The 20804-nt window shown below is 70.1% G+C and carries 18 protein-coding genes; 16 read left to right on the top strand and 2 right to left on the bottom strand.

Annotated features, from left to right (window positions below):
- Positions 1-36 precede the first annotated feature (36 nt).
- From ACO0LV_RS02140 to ACO0LV_RS02130, 3 genes are read left to right on the top strand one after another with little or no spacing between them, the layout of a single operon-like run.
- Positions 37-1656: a circularly permuted type 2 ATP-grasp protein gene (locus tag ACO0LV_RS02140; protein ID WP_424786211.1), complete on the top strand. Its 1620-nt coding sequence runs from the start codon at positions 37-39 to the stop codon at positions 1654-1656.
- Positions 1656-2582, top strand: coding sequence for an alpha-E domain-containing protein (locus ACO0LV_RS02135; protein ID WP_424786210.1), 927 nt, complete (start codon positions 1656-1658; stop codon positions 2580-2582). Before ACO0LV_RS02140 ends, ACO0LV_RS02135 begins: the two co-directional genes overlap by 1 nt.
- Complete coding sequence (locus ACO0LV_RS02130; RefSeq protein ID WP_424786209.1) at positions 2579-3454, top strand: transglutaminase family protein; 876 nt, start codon at positions 2579-2581, stop codon at positions 3452-3454. Before ACO0LV_RS02135 ends, ACO0LV_RS02130 begins: the two co-directional genes overlap by 4 nt.
- A gap of 52 nt (positions 3455-3506) precedes the next feature.
- Here ACO0LV_RS02130 and ACO0LV_RS02125 read toward each other — a convergent pair whose 3' ends face one another.
- On the bottom strand, positions 3507-4175 hold the full coding sequence (locus ACO0LV_RS02125; protein WP_424786208.1) for a hypothetical protein: 669 nt from the start codon (positions 4173-4175) through the stop codon (positions 3507-3509).
- A gap of 144 nt (positions 4176-4319) precedes the next feature.
- Here ACO0LV_RS02125 and lepA point away from each other — a divergent pair, with 144 nt between their 5' ends.
- The 3 genes from lepA to ACO0LV_RS02110 all read left to right on the top strand — a co-directional run bounded on the left by lepA (position 4320) and on the right by ACO0LV_RS02110 (position 8148).
- Positions 4320-6173, top strand: coding sequence for a translation elongation factor 4 (gene lepA / locus ACO0LV_RS02120; RefSeq protein ID WP_424786207.1), 1854 nt, complete (start codon positions 4320-4322; stop codon positions 6171-6173).
- A 20-nt stretch (positions 6174-6193) separates the two neighbouring features.
- Positions 6194-7384: a radical SAM family heme chaperone HemW gene (hemW, locus tag ACO0LV_RS02115; protein WP_424786206.1), complete on the top strand. Its 1191-nt coding sequence runs from the start codon at positions 6194-6196 to the stop codon at positions 7382-7384.
- Between the two features lie 86 nt (positions 7385-7470).
- Positions 7471-8148, top strand: a complete 678-nt coding sequence (locus tag ACO0LV_RS02110) for a hypothetical protein (RefSeq protein WP_424786205.1) — start codon at positions 7471-7473, stop codon at positions 8146-8148.
- A 7-nt stretch (positions 8149-8155) separates the two neighbouring features.
- Here ACO0LV_RS02110 and ACO0LV_RS02105 read toward each other — a convergent pair whose 3' ends face one another.
- A complete protein-coding gene (locus ACO0LV_RS02105) occupies positions 8156-9028 on the bottom strand; it encodes a DUF3097 domain-containing protein (RefSeq protein ID WP_424786204.1) in 873 nt (290 codons plus the stop codon).
- A 184-nt stretch (positions 9029-9212) separates the two neighbouring features.
- Between ACO0LV_RS02105 and hrcA the strand changes: the two genes are divergently transcribed.
- The 10 genes from hrcA to ACO0LV_RS02055 all read left to right on the top strand — a co-directional run bounded on the left by hrcA (position 9213) and on the right by ACO0LV_RS02055 (position 20633).
- Entirely contained in the window at positions 9213-10241 is a 1029-nt protein-coding gene (gene hrcA, locus ACO0LV_RS02100; protein ID WP_424786203.1) for a heat-inducible transcriptional repressor HrcA, read from the top strand.
- 24 nt (positions 10242-10265) lie between these two features.
- Complete coding sequence (gene dnaJ / locus ACO0LV_RS02095; RefSeq protein ID WP_424786202.1) at positions 10266-11384, top strand: molecular chaperone DnaJ; 1119 nt, start codon at positions 10266-10268, stop codon at positions 11382-11384.
- A gap of 113 nt (positions 11385-11497) precedes the next feature.
- Positions 11498-12541 (top strand): PhoH family protein, encoded by a 1044-nt coding sequence (locus tag ACO0LV_RS02090; protein WP_424786201.1) that lies wholly within the window; start codon positions 11498-11500, stop codon positions 12539-12541.
- Positions 12538-13023: an rRNA maturation RNase YbeY gene (gene ybeY / locus ACO0LV_RS02085; protein WP_424786200.1), complete on the top strand. Its 486-nt coding sequence runs from the start codon at positions 12538-12540 to the stop codon at positions 13021-13023. The genes ACO0LV_RS02090 and ybeY overlap by 4 nt, the downstream gene beginning before the upstream one ends.
- The gene (gene era / locus ACO0LV_RS02080; protein ID WP_424786199.1) at positions 13020-13985 is read left to right on the top strand and encodes a GTPase Era; all 966 of its coding nucleotides are present in this window, start codon (positions 13020-13022) and stop codon (positions 13983-13985) included. The genes ybeY and era overlap by 4 nt, the downstream gene beginning before the upstream one ends.
- A gap of 24 nt (positions 13986-14009) precedes the next feature.
- The gene (locus ACO0LV_RS02075; RefSeq protein WP_424786198.1) at positions 14010-15485 is read left to right on the top strand and encodes an alpha/beta hydrolase family protein; all 1476 of its coding nucleotides are present in this window, start codon (positions 14010-14012) and stop codon (positions 15483-15485) included.
- 67 nt (positions 15486-15552) lie between these two features.
- Positions 15553-16464 carry a PP2C family protein-serine/threonine phosphatase gene (locus ACO0LV_RS02070; protein ID WP_424786197.1) on the top strand — a complete coding sequence of 304 codons (912 nt, stop codon included), beginning with the start codon at positions 15553-15555 and terminating at the stop codon, positions 16462-16464.
- Entirely contained in the window at positions 16461-18341 is a 1881-nt protein-coding gene (locus ACO0LV_RS02065; protein ID WP_424786196.1) for an FHA domain-containing protein, read from the top strand. Before ACO0LV_RS02070 ends, ACO0LV_RS02065 begins: the two co-directional genes overlap by 4 nt.
- The gene (locus ACO0LV_RS02060; protein WP_424786195.1) at positions 18342-19877 is read left to right on the top strand and encodes a serine/threonine-protein kinase; all 1536 of its coding nucleotides are present in this window, start codon (positions 18342-18344) and stop codon (positions 19875-19877) included.
- Between the two features lie 24 nt (positions 19878-19901).
- Positions 19902-20633: a hypothetical protein gene (locus ACO0LV_RS02055; protein WP_424786194.1), complete on the top strand. Its 732-nt coding sequence runs from the start codon at positions 19902-19904 to the stop codon at positions 20631-20633.
- Positions 20634-20804: the final 171 nt, after the last annotated feature.

Raw genomic sequence — 20804 nt, 5'->3', positions numbered from 1 at the left:
CCGCGCGAACGGCGCGAGCGCGCTACCGTCGAAACCATGGCAGATCTGTTCGACGGCTACCCCGACGGCACGGCCTGGGATGAGATGTTCGAGGACGGCTTGCAGGTGCGCAAGCCCTACCGGCACGTGCACGACACCGTGGGTGCGCTGGACGCCGAGGAGTTGCGCCGGCGCGCCGACACCCTGGCCCGCTCCTACCTGAACCAGGGCGTCACCTTCGACGTCGGCGGTGTGGAACGGCCCTTCCCCCTGGACGCGGTGCCCCGGGTGATCGATGCCGCCGAGTGGGACCACCTGGCTCCCGGGATCGCCCAGCGGGTCCGCGCCCTGGAGGCGCTGCTGGATGACATCTACAACGATCAGCGTGCCGTCACCGACGGAGTCATCCCGCGCCGGCTGATCGTCTCCTCGGCGCACTTCCACCGCGCCGCCCGCGGGATCCAGCCTGCCAACGGAGTGCGTGTGCACGTCGCCGGCATCGACGTGGTGCGTGATGCGGCGACCGGGTGGCGGGTGCTGGAGGACAACGCCCGGGTGCCCTCCGGGGTCAGTTACGTGCTCTCCAACCGACGCGCGATGGCACAGACCTTCCCCGAGTTGTTCGCGCGGATGCGGATCAACCAGGTCGCCGATTACCCCCGCCGGCTACTGGCCGCGCTGTCCGCCGCCGCCCCGGCCGGGGCGGAGGACCCGGTGGTGGTGGTGCTGACCCCGGGGGTGTACAACAGCGCCTACTTCGAGCACTCCCTGCTGGCCCGCCTGATGGGTGTGGAGCTGGTGGAGGGCCGGGACCTGTACTGCGCCGGGGACAAGGTGTACATGCGCACCACCGGGGGCCGCCGGCGGGTGGATGTGATCTACCGCCGCATCGACGACGACTTCGTGGATCCGGTGAGCTTCCGGCCCGACTCCATGCTGGGTGTGCCGGGGTTGATGGGCGCGGCCCGCGCCGGCAGCGTCACCATCGCCAACGCGGTGGGCACCGGGGTGGCCGACGACAAACTCGTCTACACCTACATTCCCGACCTGATCCGGTACTACCTCGGCGAAGAGGTGCTGCTGCCCAACGTGGACACCTGGCGGCTGGAGGAACCCGAGGCACTGGCCGAGGTGCTGGACCGCCTGGACGAGCTGGTGGTCAAACCGGTCGACGGCTCCGGCGGCAAGGGCATCCTGATCGGACCCGACGCCGACGCGGCGGAACTGGACGCCGCCCGCAGGCAATTGCAGGCCGACCCGCGCGGCTGGATCGCCCAGCCGGTGGTGCAGTTGTCCACGGTGCCCACTCTGGCAAGTGACGCCCTGCGCCCGCGCCACGTGGATCTGCGCCCGTTCGCGGTCAACGACGGGACTGACGTGTGGGTCCTGCCCGGCGGGCTCACCCGGGTGGCCCTGGCCGAAGGGCAGCTGGTGGTCAACTCCTCCCAGGGCGGTGGGTCGAAGGACACCTGGGTGCTGGGTGAGCAGCGCCCCCTGGCCCGCACCTCCGACCTACCGGAGTGGACCCGGTCCGACTCCCAGCCCGCGCCCCCGGGGGTGGCACGGGACGCCAATCCGACCGACGGCTTCCTGACCGCTCAGGCCCGACAGCAACAACAGACGTCGGATGCGCCCGGTGCTCGCTCGTTCCCGCTGGCGACAGAGGTGGGTGGCTGATGCTCTCCCGGATCGCTGAGTCCCTGTTCTGGATCGGGCGGTACGTCGAGCGCGCCGACGACACCTCCCGGATCGTGGACGCCTATTTGCAGCACCTGCTCGAGGACGCCTGGATCGATGACGACCTGGCGCTGCGCTCACTGCTGGGAGTGATGGGCCTGGAAGCCGGCGAGTCCCAGGTCACCCGCTTCGACGTGCTCTCCAGGCTGGCCTACGACCAGACCTCACCCAGTTCCTGCGCCGGCGCCCTGGCCTCGGCCCGGGAGAATGCCCGCCGGGCCCGGGACTCCCTCTCCTCGGAGCTGTGGGAGGCCCTGAACTCCACCTGGAACGCACTCCCGCAGATGATCGGGACCTCCACCTCCCATCAGTTCTTCAGCTGGGTGCGCGAGCGGGCGGCGGTGGTGGGTGGGATCACCGACGCGGCCACCCGGCGCGATGAGACCTTCCAGTTCTTCCTCCTCGGGCGCAGCATCGAGCGGGCCGACATGACCGCGCGGCTGATCAGTACCCGAGCGGTGGCCGGGCCGTCCGCCCCGGACTGGACCACCCTGCTGCGCTCCTGCGGGGCCTACGAGGTGTTCCTGCGCACCTACCGGGGCCGTGACTCCGACTCCCTGGCCGCGGAGTTCCTGCTGGTGGACCGGCTCTTCCCGCGCTCGGTGCTGTACGCCCTGGAGACCGCCGAGCGGTGCCTCGCCCGGCTGGACACCAGCGAGGTGCACCACCGCAGCGAGGCCGACGCCCGCCGCACCCTGGGCCGGGTGCGCTCAGACCTGGAGTACCAGCCGCTGCTGGCGCTGCTGCACAACCTGCCCGAGCAGATGCAGCGCGTCCAGCAGGGGTGTTCGGAGGCCAGCGACGCCATCCGGGTGAAGTTCTTCCCCTCGGCAACCGACGATGAGTGGATCGGAGGGCAACTGTGAGTTCCCAGGCTCCGGCACCTACCTCGACCAGGACCACCTTGTTGATCGAGCACCGCACCACGATCGCGTATGAGCGGCCCGTCACCGCCTCCTACAACGAGGTGCGGATGCGCCCGCTGACCCTGCCCGGGCAGACTGTGCTGGAGACCGACATCGCGGCCGACCCGTGCACCTTCCGGTCGGAGTACCGGGATTACTTCGGCACCGCGGTGCTCGGTTTCGAGGCGCTCACCCCGCACACCGAACTGGGCGTGCTGGCCCGGGCGCGGGTCGAGCTCAGCCCCCTGCAGGGCCGCTCGGGCGGAGCCGGGTGGGAGACCTTGAGGGCGCCGGACCTGCAGGACCGGATGACGGAGTTCCTGATGTCCACCCCGACCACCAGGATCCCGGAGGATCTGCAGGCCCTGGCCACCGACGCGGCCGGGACCGCCGCCCCGGCGGCGGCGGCGGAGGCGGTGTGCCTGGCGCTGCGGGAGCAGGTGGAGTACGTCACCGGGGTCACCGGGGTGCACACCTGGGCCGCGGAGGCCTGGGCCGAGCGCAAGGGTGTGTGCCAGGATCTGGCGCACCTGGCCGCGGGCGCGTTGCGCCACCTGGGCATTCCCACCCGGTACGTGTCCGGCTACCTGCACCCCTCCGCCGAGACCGCTCGGGTAGGGGAGACGGTGGCGGCGGAGTCACACGCGTGGGTGGAGTACTGGTGCGGGGACTGGTTCGGGTTCGACCCCACCAACTCCATCCCCACCGGGCCCCACCACGTGATCGTGGGCCGGGGCCGGGAGTATGACGACGTGGCGCCGCTGCGGGGTGTGGTGGCCGGAGGCGGCGTCTCGCGGCAGCAGGTGCAGGTGCACATCACCATCGAGGGGTGACCCGGCCGGCGCTCCCGTGTCAGCGGTGCTCCCGGGCAGGGGAGCAGCAGCGCTACTGGGTGAGCAGCACCAGGGCCAGGACGATCAGGGCCAGCGCCCCGAGCGGGATGGCCAGCATCGTCCCGAACAGGGACGCCACGGTGAGGCGCAGGTCGTCCTTGAGGTACGGGGCGCCTGCGGTGCCACCGGCGGCGGTGAGCAGGGCCCGCTGGGCGCGATCGATGGCGGCCAGTGCCCGGCCCACCGGGGAGAGTCGCCCGAGGCTGAAGACACGCGTCACTCGTGCGCCGGCGCCACGACCCGAACCCGGGGCCCGGGACTCGTTGACGGCGTCGAAGAGGACCTGCACGTCCTCCTGTCCCGGCCGGCCGCGCATGTCCTCCGAGATCCGTGCGGTCAGGTCCACCGGCGCGAGATCGGTGGACTCGGAGGGCCCGGGCAGGATCACCTGGTGTGTGGTGCCGGTCTCGGTGGTCCGGGCGAGCCAGCGGCGCCGTCGCCGCGCGAGCAGGAGCACCGGCAGCACCAAGAGCACCCAGATCGTCACCCAGGCCATGGTGCCCGCTGTTCCGGCGTGACCGGAGGTCACGAGGACCACCACCAGCAGGCCCAGCACCACGAGCACCCCCGTGGCCATCACCAACAGGATCTTGGTCGGCAGCGCCAGGAGCTGGCCCACGCCCTTGGCCAGCATGCTCAGGTGTTCCGGCAGGGAAGACATGGTCACGATGATGCCTGATGAGAGCCGCCGACAACGAGCCGAGCTCACCACGGGCGTAACCCGGCCGCGCCCGGCGGACAGCCCGTACCCATCGGACGTGGGACGATAGGGCACAGCCCCACCAACCGACCGAAAGACCAGCAGGTGTCCCCGATCGCTTCCGCCGATGCATCCGCGCTGATCCAGCCGTCCACGACGGCACCGGAACTGTTGCGCAACTTCTGCATCATCGCCCACATCGACCACGGGAAGTCGACCCTGGCCGACCGGATGCTGCAGAACACCGGCGTGGTGGAGGAACGTCTGATGCGGGCCCAGTACCTGGACCGGATGGATATCGAACGCGAACGTGGCATCACCATCAAGTCCCAGGCGGTGCGGATGCCCTGGCAGGTGGGCGAACGCGCTTACGCCCTGAACATGATCGACACCCCCGGGCACGTGGACTTCTCCTACGAGGTCTCCCGTTCCCTGGCCGCCTGTGAGGGCGCGATCCTGCTGGTCGACGCGGCCCAGGGGATCGAGGCCCAGACCCTGGCGAACCTGTACATGGCGATGGAGCACGACCTGGTCATCATCCCGGTGCTGAACAAGATCGACCTGCCCGCCGCGCAACCGGAACGCTTCGCCGAGGAACTCGCCGGCCTGATCGGCGGCGAGCCGGAGGACTGCCTGCAGGTCTCGGGCAAGACCGGTGTGGGGGTGACGGACCTGCTCGACCAGATCGTCGCCCAGGTGCCCGCCCCCCAGGGGTCCTCCGAGGCTCCCGCCCGGGCGATGATCTTCGACTCGATCTATGACACCTACCGCGGTGTGGTCACCTACGTGCGGATGGTGGACGGGCACCTGACCCCTGGCCAGAAGGTCCAGATGATGTCCACCGGGCAGTCCCATGAACTGCAGGAGATCGGCGTCATCTCCCCGGACCCGACCGCATCCAAGGGACTGGGCGTGGGTGAGGTGGGCTACCTCATCACCGGTGCCAAGGATGTGCGCCAGGCCCGGGTGGGTGACACCGTCACCAATGCGGCCAACCCGGCCACGGAGTCCCTGGGCGGCTACCGCGACCCACGCCCGATGGTGTTCTCCGGGCTGTACCCGATCGACGGATCGGACTACCCGACGCTGCGCGATGCGCTGGACAAACTCAAACTCAACGATGCCGCGCTGGGCTATGAGCCCGAGACGTCGGTGGCCCTGGGCTTCGGCTTCCGGTGCGGATTCCTGGGCCTGCTGCACCTGGAGATCGTGCGGGAGCGGCTGGAACGCGAATTCAACCTGGACCTGATCGCCACCACCCCGAACGTCATCTACCAGGTGACGATGGAGGACGGCACCCAGGTCGAGGTGACCAACCCCAGTGAGTTCCCGGCCGGGAAGGTCAACACCGTCACCGAACCCATGGTGGCCGCCACCGTCCTGACCCCCACCGAGTTCGTCGGAGCGGTGATGGAACTGTGCCAGGGCCGGCGCGGGGTGATGCAGGGTATGGACTACCTCTCACCCGAGCGCGTGGAACTGCGGTACGAGTTGCCCCTGGGCGAGATCATCTTCGACTTCTTCGACCAGTTGAAGTCCCGGACCCGTGGCTACGCCTCCCTGGACTACGAGATGTCCGGGGAGCAGGACGCGGACCTGGTCAAGGTGGACATCCTGCTGCAGGGCGAGCAGGTCGATGCGTTCAGTGCGATCGTGCACCGCGACAAGGCCTACTCCTACGGGGTGATGATGACCGGCAAACTCAAGGAACTCATCCCGCGCCAGCAGTTCGAGGTCCCCATCCAGGCCGCGATCGGATCACGCATCATCGCGCGGGAGACCGTACGCGCGATGCGCAAGGACGTGCTCGCGAAGTGTTACGGGGGTGACATCTCCCGTAAACGCAAACTCCTCGAACGCCAGAAGGAGGGGAAGAAGCGGATGAAGAACATCGGCCGGGTGGAGATCCCGCAAGAGGCGTTCGTGGCAGCGCTCACCTCCGACGGCGGTTCGGACTGACCCCCGATCGGGACCCGCAGGTGAGGACGGAGCGCAGCCACGAGCTGGACCTGGCCGGAGCAGCGACCGGCGCAGCCGACCGGGACTTCGGCGTGTACCTGCACATCCCGTTCTGCGCGGTGCGCTGCGGATACTGCGACTTCAACACCTACACCGCCACCGAGCTCGGCGGCGGGGCCAGCCAGGCCGCCTACGCCGGGACCGCGATCGCCGAGATCGAGCTGGCCCGGGACGCCATGGACGCCGCCGGGATTCCCCCCCGAGAGGTCCGCACCGTCTTCTTCGGCGGGGGGACCCCCACCCTGCTACCGGCGGTCGATCTGGTGGCGATGCTGCAGGCGGTTCGGCAGGCGTGGCCCCTGGCCCCCGATGCCGAGATCACCACCGAGGCCAACCCCGACTCCGTCACCCCGCAGGCGCTGGCCGAACTCGCCGGAGCCGGGTTCACCCGCGTCTCCTTCGGGATGCAGTCCGCCGTGCCCGATGTTCTCGCCACCCTGGACCGCACCCATGACCCGGCCCGCGTGCCCGAGGCGCTGGCCTGGGCGCGCCAATCCGGGCTGTCGGTCTCACTGGACCTGATCTACGGCACGCCGGGGGAGTCGCTGGCGGACTGGGAGGAGAGCCTGCGCGTCGCGATCGCCATGGCCCCGGACCACATCTCCGCCTACGCCCTCGTGGTCGAGCCCGGAACCAGGATGGCCACGCAGGTGCGGCGCGGGGAACTACCGATGCCCGACGACGACGACGAGGCGGACAAATACGAACTCGCCTCGGCGATGCTCACCCGGGCAGGGTATGACTGGTACGAGATCTCCAACTGGTCCCGCGGCGCGTCCCAGCAGTGCCGGCACAACATCGCCTATTGGCGCTCGCAGGACTGGTGGGGGGTCGGTCCGGGTGCCCACAGCCACGTCGGGGGGCAGCGGTGGTGGAACCTGAAGCACCCGCGTCCCTATGCCGCAGCGGTGGAGGCCGGACGTCTGCCTCTGGCCGGTCAGGAGCACCTGTCCGCTCCCCAGCGCCGGGCCGAGGAGGTGCTGCTGGGGGTGCGCCTGGCCCAGGGCTTCCCGGTGACCGATGCCGCCGTGCTGGAGGGGCTGGTGGCCGACGGACTCGCCCAGGAACTCCCGGCGCGCCGGGGCATGCTCGTCCTGACCGTGCAGGGCCGGCTGCTGGCCGACTCGGTGGTGCATCGGGTGCTGGGCTGAGCGGCACGCCTGGGACGAACTGCGCCGCAGTGATGCCGCCCCGGGGTGGCTATCCTGGCCACGACCAGCGACGACAGGTGGGTGGGATGACTCAGGAAGCGCCGACGCCGGCCGATCCGGTCGAGCCGGGCGAGGGGTCGACGACGCAGCCGCATGTGCCGCCGGCCGGGCAGCCGGCCGCAGCCACCGCACCTACCCCCACCGATCCTGCACCCGGCACCGGGGAACCGGGCGAACCAGGAGGACCCCGGCCCGTGGGCGACTACGCTGCCGCCCCGCCGCTGCGCTCGGCCTACCCCACCGCCGCCGAGGGCGGTTTCCGGATCGATCCGGTGCAACCGCCCGATGCCGGCGATCCGCCCGGTCCCGGTTACGCCGGCGACGAGAAGACGTCCGCGCCCGGACCCGGCGAGACGCCGACCGGCGTCATCGGCGCACCGTCCCGGCCCGACGGCGCACCCGGTGACGCGGGCGCTGCCCAACCCTTCGGTGCGGATCAGGAACGGTCCGGTCCGGAAGTCCCGGAGCAAGCGGCGTGGATGCTGATGCCGATACTGATCGGGCTGGTCCTGGGCCTGGCCGCGATCGTGGGGCTGGGCGCGTGGCCCCCGGTGGTCTCGGCGGCCATCGTGGTGCTGATCGCGGCGGCCGCGGTGCTGAGCTGGCAGGCCGGTGCGGTGGTACGGCGCAGCGTGCTGATTGCCGCGGCGGGCCCGGCCGGGGTGCTGATCGGCTACTGGGTGTTCACCCTGTTCCGCGGCTGAGAGCCGGTCACTGGGGACCTGCGGTGACGAAGTCGACCAGTTCCTCCACCCGGCCCAGCAGTGCCGGCTCCAGGTCCTGGTAGGACCGCACCCGGCCCAGGATGCGCTTCCAGCCGCGCGCAATATCGGCCTGAGTCTCGGCCGGCCAACCCAGTGCGTTCAGGGTGCCGACCTTGATATCGACGCCCCGTGGCACCGAGGGCCACTGGGTCAGCCCCAGCCGGGCGGGTTTGACCGCCTGCCACACGTCCACATACGGGTGCCCCAACACCAGCAGGTTCTGCGCACCGCATGCGCGCATCGCCTCGGCCGCTATCCGGGACTCCTTCGATCCCGGCACCAGATGGTCCACCAGCACCCCCAGGCGCCGGTGCGGACCGGGCGCGAAGTCGGCTGCGGTGCGGGCAAGGTGATCCACGCCGTCGAGCATCTCCACGACGACTCCCTCCAGGCGCAGGTCCTCGCCCCAGACCTTCTCGATCAGTTCAGCGTCGTGGCGTCCCTCCACCCAGATCCGGGAAGCCCGGGCCACCCGAGCCCGGGCGCCGGTCACGGCGCGTGAACCCGAGGCGGTGCGGGCCCGGGTAGTCCGAGCACTGGCCGGTGGGAGGACCAGGTGCACCGGCTTACCGTCCACCCAGAACCCGGGCCCGAGCCGGAACGCCCGCTCCTTCTCGTGCCGGTCGGCCAGCACCACCACGACCATCCCGCCGGACTTCTCCACCCGCACGACCGCACCGGTGAAGCCTGTCTCGGCGTCCTCCACCACCAGGCCCACCTGGGCCGGGACCTTGGGCACCGGTGCGGCGACCGGGTGGGGGTTGGCGGAGAGCACGTCGGTGCCGTAACGATCGAATCCTGGATACTGCGAAGGGCTCACCCGGGTGAGGCTACGCACATCGCTGGGGTATTCGGCGCAGCGACGCGTAGAATTGGCACTCGAAACCGGTGAGTGCTGATTTGCGCTGCTGCCGGTGGCGGTCGATCACGGCACCAAGGGCCCTCGGGGCGCCGGTGCCGACCATGAGGCGCATGATGAGGGACCACGCGGAGAGGAGGCCCGGATGAGTTCGGAACGTCAACTGGAGGTACTGCGCGCGATCGTGCAGGACTACGTGCGATCCCGTGAGCCGGTCGGGTCCCGCAACCTCGTGGAACGGCACAACCTCGGCGTGTCACCGGCGACGATCCGCAATGACATGGCGGCGCTGGAGGACGGTGGCTACATCGCCCAGCCGCACACCTCGGCCGGCCGGATCCCCACCGACAAGGGTTACCGGTTCTTCGTGGATCAGATCGCCGCGCTCAAGCCCCTATCGGTGGCTGAGCGCCGTGCCATCGCCGGCTTCCTCGAGGGCGCGGTGGACCTCGACGACGTGCTCGAGCGAAGCGTGCGCCTCCTCGCCCAGTTCACTCATCAGGTAGCCGTGGTGCAATACCCCTCGCTGCGCCGGTCGGCGCTGCGCCACGTCGAACTGATCCCGGTCTCGTCCACCCGGTTGATGGTGGTCATCATCACCGACACCGGGCGCGTGGAACAGCGCATGGTGGCGATGCCCGAGGCGATCGATGCGGCGGTGCTCGGGGAACTGCGGGCCCGGATCAACGCCCTGGGCGCCGGCCGGGAACTGCCCGGCCTGCGTAGCGCCCTGACCGATCTGGAGAACGTCTTCGACCCCGAGCAGCGGGCCATGGTCACCGAGGTGGTCGGCGCGGTGCTGGATACCGTCGGGGAGGACGTCGAGGAACGGATCGTGATGGCGGGGACGGCGAACCTGGCCCGGTCCGACACCGACTTCACCCGCACCATCTCACCGGTTCTGGAGGCACTGGAGGAGCAGGTGGTGCTGTTGCGGTTGCTCTCGGAGATGGCCGAGGACGCCTCCGGTGCCTCGCCGGCCGTACGGATCGGTCACGAGACCTCCTCCGAGCACCTGTCCGAGACCTCCGTGGTTGCGGGGGGTTACGGTGGGACCGGGAGCCAGGCGATCGCCCAGGTGGGGGTCCTGGGCCCGACCCGCATGGATTACCCCACCACGATGGCCACGGTCCGCGCCGTGGCGCGTTACCTGTCCAGGATCCTGTCCGCCTGAGTCGATGAGTCAAGAAAGCGATCAGTGAGCGACTACTACGCCGTTCTCGGTGTCGAACGCGACGCCAGTACCGAGGAGATCAAGCGCGCCTACCGTAAGTTGGCGCGACAGCACCATCCCGACGTGGCGGGAGCGGATGGTGCCGAGAAGTTCAAGGACATCGCCGCCGCCCACGACGTGCTGTCCAACCCGGACAAGCGCCGCCAGTACGACGCCGGCGGGCTGGGCGGGATGAACGGTGGTGGCGGTGGGGACTTCCCGTTCTCCGACATCTTCGACTTCTTCTCCGCCGCAGCCGGCGGTGGCGGCCAGCGTGGTCCCACCCCACGGGCCCGCCGCGGCCAGGACGCGCTGCTGCGGGTCACCGTCACGTTGGAGGAGGCCACCTTCGGGGTGACCAAGGACCTCGAGGTCGACACCGCGGTGGTCTGTCAGACCTGCCACGGGACCTGCTGTGCGCCCGGGACCGGTCCGCGTACCTGCGACATGTGCGGGGGCCGCGGTTCGGTGCAGCGAGTGGCCCGTTCGTTCCTCGGCAATGTGATGACCAGCCAGGCGTGCGCGGCCTGCCAGGGCTTCGGCTCCGTGATCGAGCACCCGTGCGCCGAGTGCTCCGGGGAGGGTCGCGTCCGGTCCCGCCGCACCATCAACGTCAACATCCCCGCCGGGGTGGACGAGGGCACCCGGATCAAGCTCACCGGTCAGGGTGAGACCGGCCCGGGCGGTGGTCCCCCCGGCGATCTCTACGTGGAGATCCGGGAGAAGTCCCACCCGACGTTCACCCGCCGCGGCCACGACCTGCACTGCACGGTGGAACTGCCGATGACGGCCGCGGCGCTGGGCACGGTGCTGACCATCGAGACCCTCGACGGCGACCAGGACGTCGACGTGCGAGCCGGCACCCAGCCCGAGGAGGTCCTCACCCTGCGCGGACTGGGCGTGGGTGTGCTCAGCAGCGGTGGCCGCCGTGGTGACCTGCATGTGCACATCCAGGTCAGGGTGCCCACCGGTCTGGATGAGACCCAGGAGAGGCTGCTGAAGGATCTCGCCGCCGAGCGCGGTGAGGAACGCCCGCAGGCGCGGCTGGCCCCGGCCGGTTCCGGGATGTTCTCACGGCTGCGGGACCGCTTCTCCGGACGCTGACCCGACGGCCGGACCGCGGCCGGATGGGTCGATCTCGTAGACTCCGCAGTGTCCGGTCCCCACGATGTGTGGACCCCGTCCGAGCAAGGAGACCCTGGGCGACGGCCCGGCCCATGAGCGATCCCACCCTTGAACCGCAACCCGGCCATGTCCGGGAGGATGTCACCGTACCGGCGCACGTCCCGATGGTGGCACTGCTCGGTCAGCGAGATGAGGTGCTGCGTGCCGTGGAGGAGGGGTTCCCCGGCCTCGATGTGCACGTGCGCGGGAACCAGATCGCGCTCAGCGGTCCCAAGGGCGATGTGGACCTGGCCAAGCGGCTCATCGATGAACTGACCCAGATCGCCTCCTCGGCCCAGCCGCTCACCGCTGACGCGGTGGAGCGGGCCATCACGATTCTGACCGCCGCGACCATGGAACGCCCCGCCGAGGTGCTGACCATGAACATCCTCTCCAGCCGCGGGCGCACCATCCGGCCCAAGACGCTGGGACAGAAGCAGTACGTGGAGGCCATCGACGCCAACACGGTGGTCTTCGGGATCGGGCCGGCTGGTACCGGAAAGACCTACTTGGCGATGGCCAAGGCCGTCCAGGCGCTGCAGGCAAAGCAGGTGAACCGCATCGTCCTGACCCGGCCCGCGGTGGAGGCGGGGGAGCGGCTGGGATTCCTGCCCGGCAGCCTGAACGACAAGATCGACCCGTACCTGCGCCCGCTCTACGACGCCCTGCACGACATGCTTGACCCCGAGTCCATCCCGCGGCTGATGGCGGCCGGCACCATCGAGGTGGCGCCGCTGGCCTATATGCGTGGCCGTACGCTGAACGATGCCTTCATCATCCTGGACGAGGCCCAGAACACCTCTGCGGAGCAGATGAAGATGTTCCTGACCCGCCTGGGATTCGGTTCCACGATCGTGGTCACCGGTGACGTCACCCAGGTGGACCTGCCCGATGGCACCCGCTCGGGACTGCACGTGGTGCAGGAGATCCTCGACGACATCGACGACGTCGCCTTCTGCCGACTGTCCAGCAAGGACGTGGTGCGGCACCGGTTGGTGGCCGACATCATCGACGCCTACGGGCGCTATGACGAGGGCCTGCGCCGTAGCGAGATGCACCGTCGCAGCGCCCATTCCCAGGAGGGACGACGACGATGAGCACCGAGGTCGCCAACGAGTCCGCGCACGCGGTGGATGAGTCCGAGTTCGCGGCACTGGCCACCTTCGTGCTCGACGAGATGCATGTTCACCCCCAGGCCGAACTCGAGGTTCGCTTCGTCGACGCCGAGGTGATGACCGAGTTGAACGAGCGGTGGATGGACGCCACCGGGGCCACCGACGTCCTGGCCTTCCCGATGGATGAACTGCGCCCCGGTAGCCCCGGCACACCGAGCTCCGAAGGCATCCTGGGATCGGTGGTGCTGTGCCCGCAGGTGGCCATCGACCAAGCGCGCACCGCAGGACACTCCGCCGATGAGGAGATGCTTCTGCTGACCACGCACGGGATCCTGCACCTGCTCGGCTACGACCACGCCGAGCCGGAGGAGGAGAAGGAGATGTTCGCCCTGCAGCGCCGGTTGCTGCTCACCTTCCTCGGTTCACGGCCCACGGTTCCGGGCCGCTCCGAGCAGGGCTCATGACCAAGGCGGGAGAGGAGTCCGCCCGGGCGCCTCACCAGGGGCAGGGCGGGCAGCAGGCGAGTCCCGAGTACCGGGCGGGTTTCGCCTGTGTGGTGGGACGCCCGAACGCGGGCAAGTCCACGCTCACCAACGCCCTGGTGGGGCACAAGGTGGCGATCACCTCCGGACGTCCTCAGACCACCCGGCACACCATCCGCGGCATCGTGCACCGTGCGGACGGCCAACTGGTCCTGGTGGACACTCCGGGCCTGCACCGCCCTCGCACCCTGCTGGGGGAGCGCCTGAACGACCTGGTGATGCAGACCCTCTCGCAGGTGGATCTCATCGTCTTCTGTCTACCCGCCGATCAACCGATCGGGCCCGGGGACCGGTACATCGCCGCGCAGCTCGCCGATGCCACCACCCCGGTGGTGGCCGTGGTGACCAAGACCGACGTGGTCAGCAGGCCGGCGCTGACCGAGCACCTGCTTGCCGTGGCCGACCTCGGTTCGTGGGCCGACATCGTGCCGGTCTCAGCGCTGGCCAACCACCAACTCGACGTGCTGACCGGTGTGCTGTTCTCCCACCTACCGCCGTCGCCCCCGTTGTACCCGGACGGGGATCTGACCGACGAGCCCGACTCGGTGATGGTCGCCGAACTGGTTCGCGAGGCCGCCCTGGACGGGGTGCGCGATGAGTTGCCACACTCCCTGGCCGTGGTCGTGGAGGAGATCGTGCAACGGGACCGCCCGGCCAAGGATGGTCGCGCCCTGCTGGATGTGCGGGTGAACCTGTTCGTGGAGCGGGACTCACAGAAGGGCATCGTGATCGGTGCCAAGGGTGCGCGCCTGCGCGAGGTGGGCACCCGGGCCAGGGCCGGGATCGAGGCGCTGCTGGGTGCCGCGGTGTTCCTGGACCTACACGTGAAGGTCGCCAAGGACTGGCAGCGTGACCCCAAGCAGTTACAGCGTCTGGGCTTCTGAGTACCCGGGGGGCTCGCGATGGTGGTGCGCAGGTGGCTTGCCGTGCTCGGGTTGGTGCTGATCCTGGGCACGATCGGCTCGTTGGCAGGGCCTCGCTGGCACCCGGAGCTGATCCAGGACCAGGTGGAGTCCCAGACCCTGGAGACCATCATCGGCTCCGACGTCCGCACCGACCCGGTGGGCACCTACGCCACCGCCAGCGAGGACTTCGAGGTCGATCTGGGTGAGGTCAGCGTGCCGGCACGCCTGACCTATCCCGTCGATGCCGGGCCGGACCGGCCGGGCATCCTGATGATGCACGGGGCCGGAACCGGTCGGGCCACCTCCTTCGCCGACCAGGCCCGCGAGCTCGCCAGCGCCGGTCTCTACGTGCTGGTGCCGGCCAAGCGGATGGACACCTACACGGTGCGCAACCGCAATTACGTCCAGATGGCGGCCGACTACATGGTCTCCTTCGACGTACTCGCCGATTGGCCGGGAGTTGATTCCGGTCAGACGGGTATCTACGGGGAGTCCGAAGGCGCCTACATCGCCACGGTGGCCGGTGCCGCCTACGACCAGGTCAACTTCGTGGTGCTGGTCTCCGCCCCGGTGGTCCAGCCCCGTCAGCAAGTCGCATTCGCGGCCGACGTCTACCTGCGTAACACCGGCGCTCCGGGGGCACTGCTGCGGGCGATCCCACGAGCGGTGGGGATGAACATCCCCGGCGGGGGGTTCGAGTACGCCGACTTCGACGCCAGCCCCTACCAGCAGCGCCTCGATGTGCCGGTGCTGATGGTCTACGGCACCGATGATGCCTCGATGCCGGTGGTGCAGGGGGCGGTGGTGATGCGCGACGACCTGGCGGTCGCCGGTAACGACGAGTTCACGGTGCGCTACTACGACGGCGCCAACCACGGCATCCGTTCCAACGGCGATCTGGCCCCGGGGTTCACCCGGGACCTGGCGCGCTGGACCCAGGGTCTGCCGCAGACTGCCAGCGCCGTCCCCCAGGTGGCCGGCGCCGAGCCGGAACAGCGGTACGCCGCAGCCCCGGTTGCGTCACCCCGCTGGTACGCCGATGGGGACTGGGTGATGTACACCCTGCTCGGCTCCCTCGGTCTGCTGGTGCTGGGGCCCGCGCTGTGGGCTGGGGCCCGGATCGCGCAGCGCGCGCGGGAGCCGATCATGCCCGCATCACTTGCCCGGTACGCCGCCGCGACCGCGCTGGCGGCGCTGGCGGCGCTGGTGATGTTCGTGGCCTACCTGACCCAGGTTGCCCAGTACGCCCTGAACTATTTGCGCAACGACCTCGTCGTCGTCGGAGGCTACTTCCTGGTGCTGGGCACCGGGGTGCTCGCCGCCGGGGTGCTGTACGCCTCGCTGGAGCGCACCCACCGGGCGCGCGCACTGGGTGTCTGGCGCGGGCCCGGACGCCTGGTCTGGTGGCTGGTACACCTGGGTGCGGTCTCGTTGCTGATCATCGCCGCGTACTGGGGCGTGTTCCCCTCGTTCGTGTGAGCGCCGGACCGCCGGGCCCGGGTGCGGTCGGTAGGATCGGGCCCAATCGAGGCAGGAGAAGGGGTGCGTGGTGCACACGGTCTGGGGTGCGGTCACCGACGCCGGCGGACGCCGCCGGGTCAATGAGGACGCCGTCCTTGCCGCCCCGCCCGTATTCCTGGTGGCCGACGGGATGGGCGGGCACGTCTACGGTGCCCTGGCGGCACAGTGCGTGGTGGAGGCGTTCGAGGCCTTCGCCGCCGGACTCGAGCCCGGCGCACCGGTCGAGCCGGCCCAGATCCTGGCGGTGATCGACCACTCCCGGGATCTGATCCGCGCCGGGGTGAGGGCTGCACAGGGAGACCGGCCCGAATCGCCAGCCCGGCCCACCGGCGAGACGGGGGGACACGATCATCCTGGGTCGGGGGAGCCCCCGCTGGCCGGGTCCACCGCGGCCGGTCTGGTCCTGACCACCCAGCAGGGGGTGCCGTACTGGCTGGCATTCAACGTGGGGGACTCGCGCATCTACCGCTACGACGAGGACGGGCTCGTCCAGGTCAGCGTGGATCACTCGGTGGTGCAGGAATTGCTCGACGCCGGCGCCATCACCGCCGGTCAGGCGCGCGAGCATCCGCAACGCAACGTGATCACTCGAGCGGTGGACAGTAGCCACGATGTCGACGTCGACTTCTGGATGCTGCACGCCGGAGGACCGCAACGGCTCCTCCTGTGCAGCGACGGCCTCACCGAGGAACTCACACCTGATGAGGTGACCGCCTCCCTGGCCGCTCCGGGCGATGCCGAGCAGGCCTGCCGGGACCTAGTGGAGCGGGCCACCAGAGCCGGTGCACGCGACAACGTGTCGGCGGTGGTGGTGGATCTGCTCGCCAACGGCGCCGCGCAGTCCACTGCACCCCGGTGTGGTGGACGGCGCGCATCTTCAGCTGATGCCGGCGCGGAGCTTGATGACACACTTCCACGAGCCGGTGCGATCCGATGAGAGAGGCTGATGAGGTGATGATGAGTTCCTACCGCAGCGGGACCTGGACGGGCCTGGTCGCGCCCGGGGGACTGGCGCTGCTGGCCCCGGACTTCGCTGCCGTGACCGCCCGGTCCCTCTGGGAGGCGATGGTGGCCGAGCGCCCGCTGTCGGCGTGGCTCGAGGCGATCGCTGGGGGAAGTCTCTCCGCACTCCCGGACTTCGCGCTGGTCCGGACCGAGGGCACCCAGGTCAGGGTCCTCGTGCGGGGGCAGGTCAGTGTCGATTGCGACGGAACCGAGATCCGGGCCGAGGGGATGAGTACCTGGCGCGAGCACGTGGGTCCCCTCCCGCAGCGCCTGCGGGTCAGCGGGCCCGAGGACGGTGGCCAGGAGTGGCCGTTGGGTTCGGGTGTGGTGGCGGCAGCAGCGGTGCAGTCCGGGTCGGAGGACGCGGAGCGTTCCGCCCTCGCCGGGACGGCTGCCGCCAGTGAGGTCGACACCGACGCGCGGAAGCACACTCCGGTGGAGGGTGGGCCGGAAGAGGGGGTCCTGACCCCGGACGAGCCCGAGGATGCGGTAGAGCCCGAGACCCCGGCTGAGGCTGAGGACGCCGGTGCGGCCGAGACGCCGGATGAGCCTGACGATGCGGCGGAGTCCGACGGAGAAACCGCGGGATCGGAGGCAGGCGGTGACCGTGGTCTGATCGACTCCCTGCCCTGGAACGTCCCGGCGATGAAGGCCGGCCAGACCTCGGAGGGCGAGGACGGTGAGGCTTCGGCGGAGGCGGAGGTCGCCAACAGCGGGGCTTCGGCGGAGGCGGAGAGCGCCGATGCTGACAGTGCCGCCGACAGCGACGCCGACGCCGACGCCGACACTGAGGCCGCCGTCCTCGAAGCCGAGGAAGACGACACAGCCGAGCCGGTGGAATCCGATCGCCCGGGATCCGCCGCCGGGAGCGACCACTTCTCAGAGGCGACCGTGTTCCCCGCCCCCGCGGTCGGCGGTGGCTCCAGCACCGGCGAGCACGAGTCAGATCACTCCGATGACGTCGCCGCCGGGGACGTCGCCGGCGAGGACGCCACCGGAGAGGGTGCCGGCCAGGCGAATGAGGACGACGGTGACCACGACGGCCACACCGTCCTTGTGGCGCATCTGCGGGAGGCCCTGAACTCGGGCGGACAGGAGGCGGTCGGGGAGGACACGGTCCTGGCCGGCGCCGGGTCACAACCCGCGCGCGTGGTGCCGGTACTGGTGATCTCCACCGGACAGCGGGTCGAACTTGACCGGCCCGCACTGCTCGGCCGGGCACCGGAGGCCACCCGGTTCGAGGGGCCGGTCGCACCGCACCTGGTCGCCGTGCCCAGCCCGCAGCAGGACATCTCCCGCACCCACGTCGAACTGAAGCCCGAGGGTGACCACGTGGTGGTGACCGACCTGCGCTCGACCAACGGCACGGTCGTCACGCTGCCCGGTGCCGAGGCCCGCCGCCTGCATCCCGCCGAGGCGATCCCGGTGGGTGCCGGAGCGGTGATCGACCTCGGGGACGGCGTCACCGCTGAGGTCCACAACGACCAGGACGGCGGCGGGGAATCCGAACCCGCCCCCCGCGCCGGAACCGGCGAACCCGCACCCGGGCAGACCCCGGCCGCACCGGCGGCTCCGTACGGCCGGCCCGCACCCTACGGCCAGCCGAATCCGTACGGGCCAACCGGCGCGCAGGCCCAGCCCGGGCACTATGGCCAACCGCCGGCCCCCGGTTCCTCGTCCCAACCGGGCCCGTACGGCCCACCCCCGCAGGGACCCGGGGTGCCGCCACCACCGGACCGCTACGGATCCGCCGGCGGCGCGGGGCCCGTCGTGGACCCTTACGGCCCGTACCAGGGTGGTGCACGCTAGGTGGCTCCGAGCCGTCCACCCTCGCAACCCCCGCAGATCCCCGGATTCACTTACGAACGACTCCTGGGTTCGGGTGGTTTCGCCGACGTCTTCCTGTACACCCAGCAGCTACCGCGGCGTAGCGTCGCGGTGAAGGTGCTGCTCGCGCCGACCACCGACGCGGCCAGTCGTGAACAGTTCGTGGCCGAGGCCAACGTGATGGCCCAGCTGTCCGCCCATCCCTCGATCGTCACGATCTACCACGCCGACACCGCCGACGACGGACGCCCGTACCTGATGATGGAGTACTGCCCGCGGCCGAACCTGTCGGTGCGCTACCGCACCGCGCCGCTGGGCGTGGCCGAGGCCCTGCGGATCGGGGTCCGCCTGGGTGGTGCGGTGGAGACCGCCCACCGGGCCGGCATTCTGCACCGCGATATCAAGCCGGCGAACGTGCTCACCACCGACTACGGCTGGCCGGCACTGACCGACTTCGGCATATCCGTCGTCCAGCACGCCAGCGAGGAGTCCGAGGCGGTGGGGATGTCGATCCCGTGGTCGGCCCCGGAATTCTTCGACGAGCACGCCGAGCGCGGCACTCCCGGGGACATCTACGCCCTGGCGGCGACGGTGTACACCCTCCTCGCCGGTCGATCCCCCTTCGAACTCCGGGAGGGGAAGAACTCCGCTCTGGACATCATCGGGCGGATCGAGCGCGATCCGCTGCCGCCGCTGCTGCGAGATGACGTCCCGCACTCCCTGGAGCAGGTGTTGCAGCGGGGCATGGCCAAGGCACCGGAACAACGGTTCGGCACGGCCGCGGAGTTCGCCCGCGCACTCCAGCGGGTCGAACAGGAACTCCAGCTGGCTCAGACCAGCCTGGACCTGCCCGATACCTCCTGGATCCAGGTGCCCGATACCGTCGGGGAGGACCTGCGCACCCGGGTGCGCTCCGTCGTGGAGATCCCGGCCGCCCCGCGCACCGGAGGGAACGCCGTAGACACCGAGGCAACGCGCGTGCGCACCCCCGCCGTCGTTCCGGCCGCAGACTCCGCCGGTGCCCCCGCACAAGCCGGCCGGGACGGCCCCCCTCACGCCGGCGTCGGCCCCGACCAGGAGGCCGGCGGCAACGAGCGCCGGGGCCGCCGGCTGCGCTGGCTGACGCTGGCGGCCTCGATCCTGGTCATCCTGGTGGTCAGCGGGGTGGTCATCTACGGCGCGGCCAACGCTCCCGACGATCCCCCACCACCCACCGACCCCACTACCGCACCCCCCGATCCGCCGGTCACCGACGCCTCCCGTCCGGGACCGCCCGAGCAGCTCACCGGGCAACGCGTGGAGGGGGAGGACGAGGTCACCTTCACCTGGAGGGCCCCGGAGTTCGATGCCGACCTCGCCTACGCCTGGCGCCAGGTCGCCGGCGCCGATACCGGGACCGAACGCATCACCGAGACCGAGATCACCCTCACCGACGTTCCGGAGCGGGTCTGCGTGGAAGTCGCCGCAATTTCGGTGGAGAGCTCTAGGCTGTCGGAATGGAGCGAGGCGTGCGCCTAGGATGGTCGGTGTTGGGGGTAGAAGATGACGTTGAAGGTGGAGTTCTGCGGTGAATGGTTCGATGCCGATCGAACCAAACCGTTCACGATCGGGCGCGAGGGGGACCTGGTTGTCGATGACAACCCCTACCTGCACCGACAGTTCCTGACGATCGCCTACCAGGACGACCTGTGGTGGCTCACCAACACCGGATCCCGCCTGTCGGCCACGGTCTCCGACTCCGAGGGCAACATGCAGGCCTGGCTCGCTCCCGGTGCCCGGCTGCCGTTGGTGTTCGCCCGCACCTCGGTGCTGTTCACCGCCGGGCCCACCACCTATGAGGTCGGCGTCGTGGGGGAGACGCCCACGTTCGAGTCCTCTTCTCCCGAACGTACCCAGGTGGGGGAGACCACAATCGGCCCGGTCGCCCTGACCGAGTCGCAGAAGTTGCTCATCCTGTCCCTGGCCGAGGCGGTGCTGCGCGGCCGAGGGTCCAGCGCGTCGATCCCCACGTCGGCCCAGGCCGCCGCGAAACTGGGATGGACCATCACGCGGTTCAACCGCAAACTGGACAACGTCTGCGACAAACTGTCCCGACACGGCGTCCGTGGCCTGCGCGGTGGTCAGCAGAAGCTGGCGGTGAACCGGCGGGCCAGACTGGTCGAGCACGCCGTGGCCTCGCGCCTGGTGGTGGCCGGCGACCTGGACCTGCTGGAGGAGAACTACCGGCGGGCCAGCCTGGAACGGGCCGAGGAAGAGGCCCGGACCGGTTCCTGAGTCGCGGCGGCTAGGGCAGCCCGCGCCCACCCCGATGGGCGGGTAGAACAGCCCATGTCCACGCCCGTGTCCATCCGTTAGGATTCGGACCGGGACGGGGTGTGGCCCCCGTCAGTTGTGCCGGGGGAACCGGGGAGGAGTCTGGGAGTGCGGGCACGCACGACGATACGC

The organism is Pseudactinotalea sp. Z1739 (assembly GCF_049725055.1).
Taxonomy (GTDB): Bacteria; Actinomycetota; Actinomycetes; order Actinomycetales; family Beutenbergiaceae; genus CALKWS01.
The sequence above is the reverse complement of the archived record's forward strand: the minus strand, read 5'-3'. Positions and strand labels throughout refer to the sequence as shown.

Bases quoted from the DNA above. Each gene is read 5' to 3' on its own strand.
- ACO0LV_RS02140 (WP_424786211.1), top strand. From the start codon at position 37: ATGGCAGATCTGTTCGACGGCTACCCCGACGGCACGGCCTGGGATGAG.
- ACO0LV_RS02135 (WP_424786210.1), top strand. From the start codon at position 1,656: ATGCTCTCCCGGATCGCTGAGTCCCTGTTCTGGATCGGGCGGTACGTC.
- ACO0LV_RS02125 (WP_424786208.1), bottom strand. From the start codon at position 4,175: ATGTCTTCCCTGCCGGAACACCTGAGCATGCTGGCCAAGGGCGTGGGC.
- ACO0LV_RS02110 (WP_424786205.1), top strand. From the start codon at position 7,471: ATGACTCAGGAAGCGCCGACGCCGGCCGATCCGGTCGAGCCGGGCGAG.
- hrcA (WP_424786203.1), top strand. From the start codon at position 9,213: ATGAGTTCGGAACGTCAACTGGAGGTACTGCGCGCGATCGTGCAGGAC.
- ACO0LV_RS02090 (WP_424786201.1), top strand. From the start codon at position 11,498: ATGAGCGATCCCACCCTTGAACCGCAACCCGGCCATGTCCGGGAGGAT.
- ybeY (WP_424786200.1), top strand. From the start codon at position 12,538: ATGAGCACCGAGGTCGCCAACGAGTCCGCGCACGCGGTGGATGAGTCC.
- era (WP_424786199.1), top strand. From the start codon at position 13,020: ATGACCAAGGCGGGAGAGGAGTCCGCCCGGGCGCCTCACCAGGGGCAG.
- ACO0LV_RS02065 (WP_424786196.1), top strand. From the start codon at position 16,461: ATGAGAGAGGCTGATGAGGTGATGATGAGTTCCTACCGCAGCGGGACC.
- ACO0LV_RS02055 (WP_424786194.1), top strand. From the start codon at position 19,902: ATGACGTTGAAGGTGGAGTTCTGCGGTGAATGGTTCGATGCCGATCGA.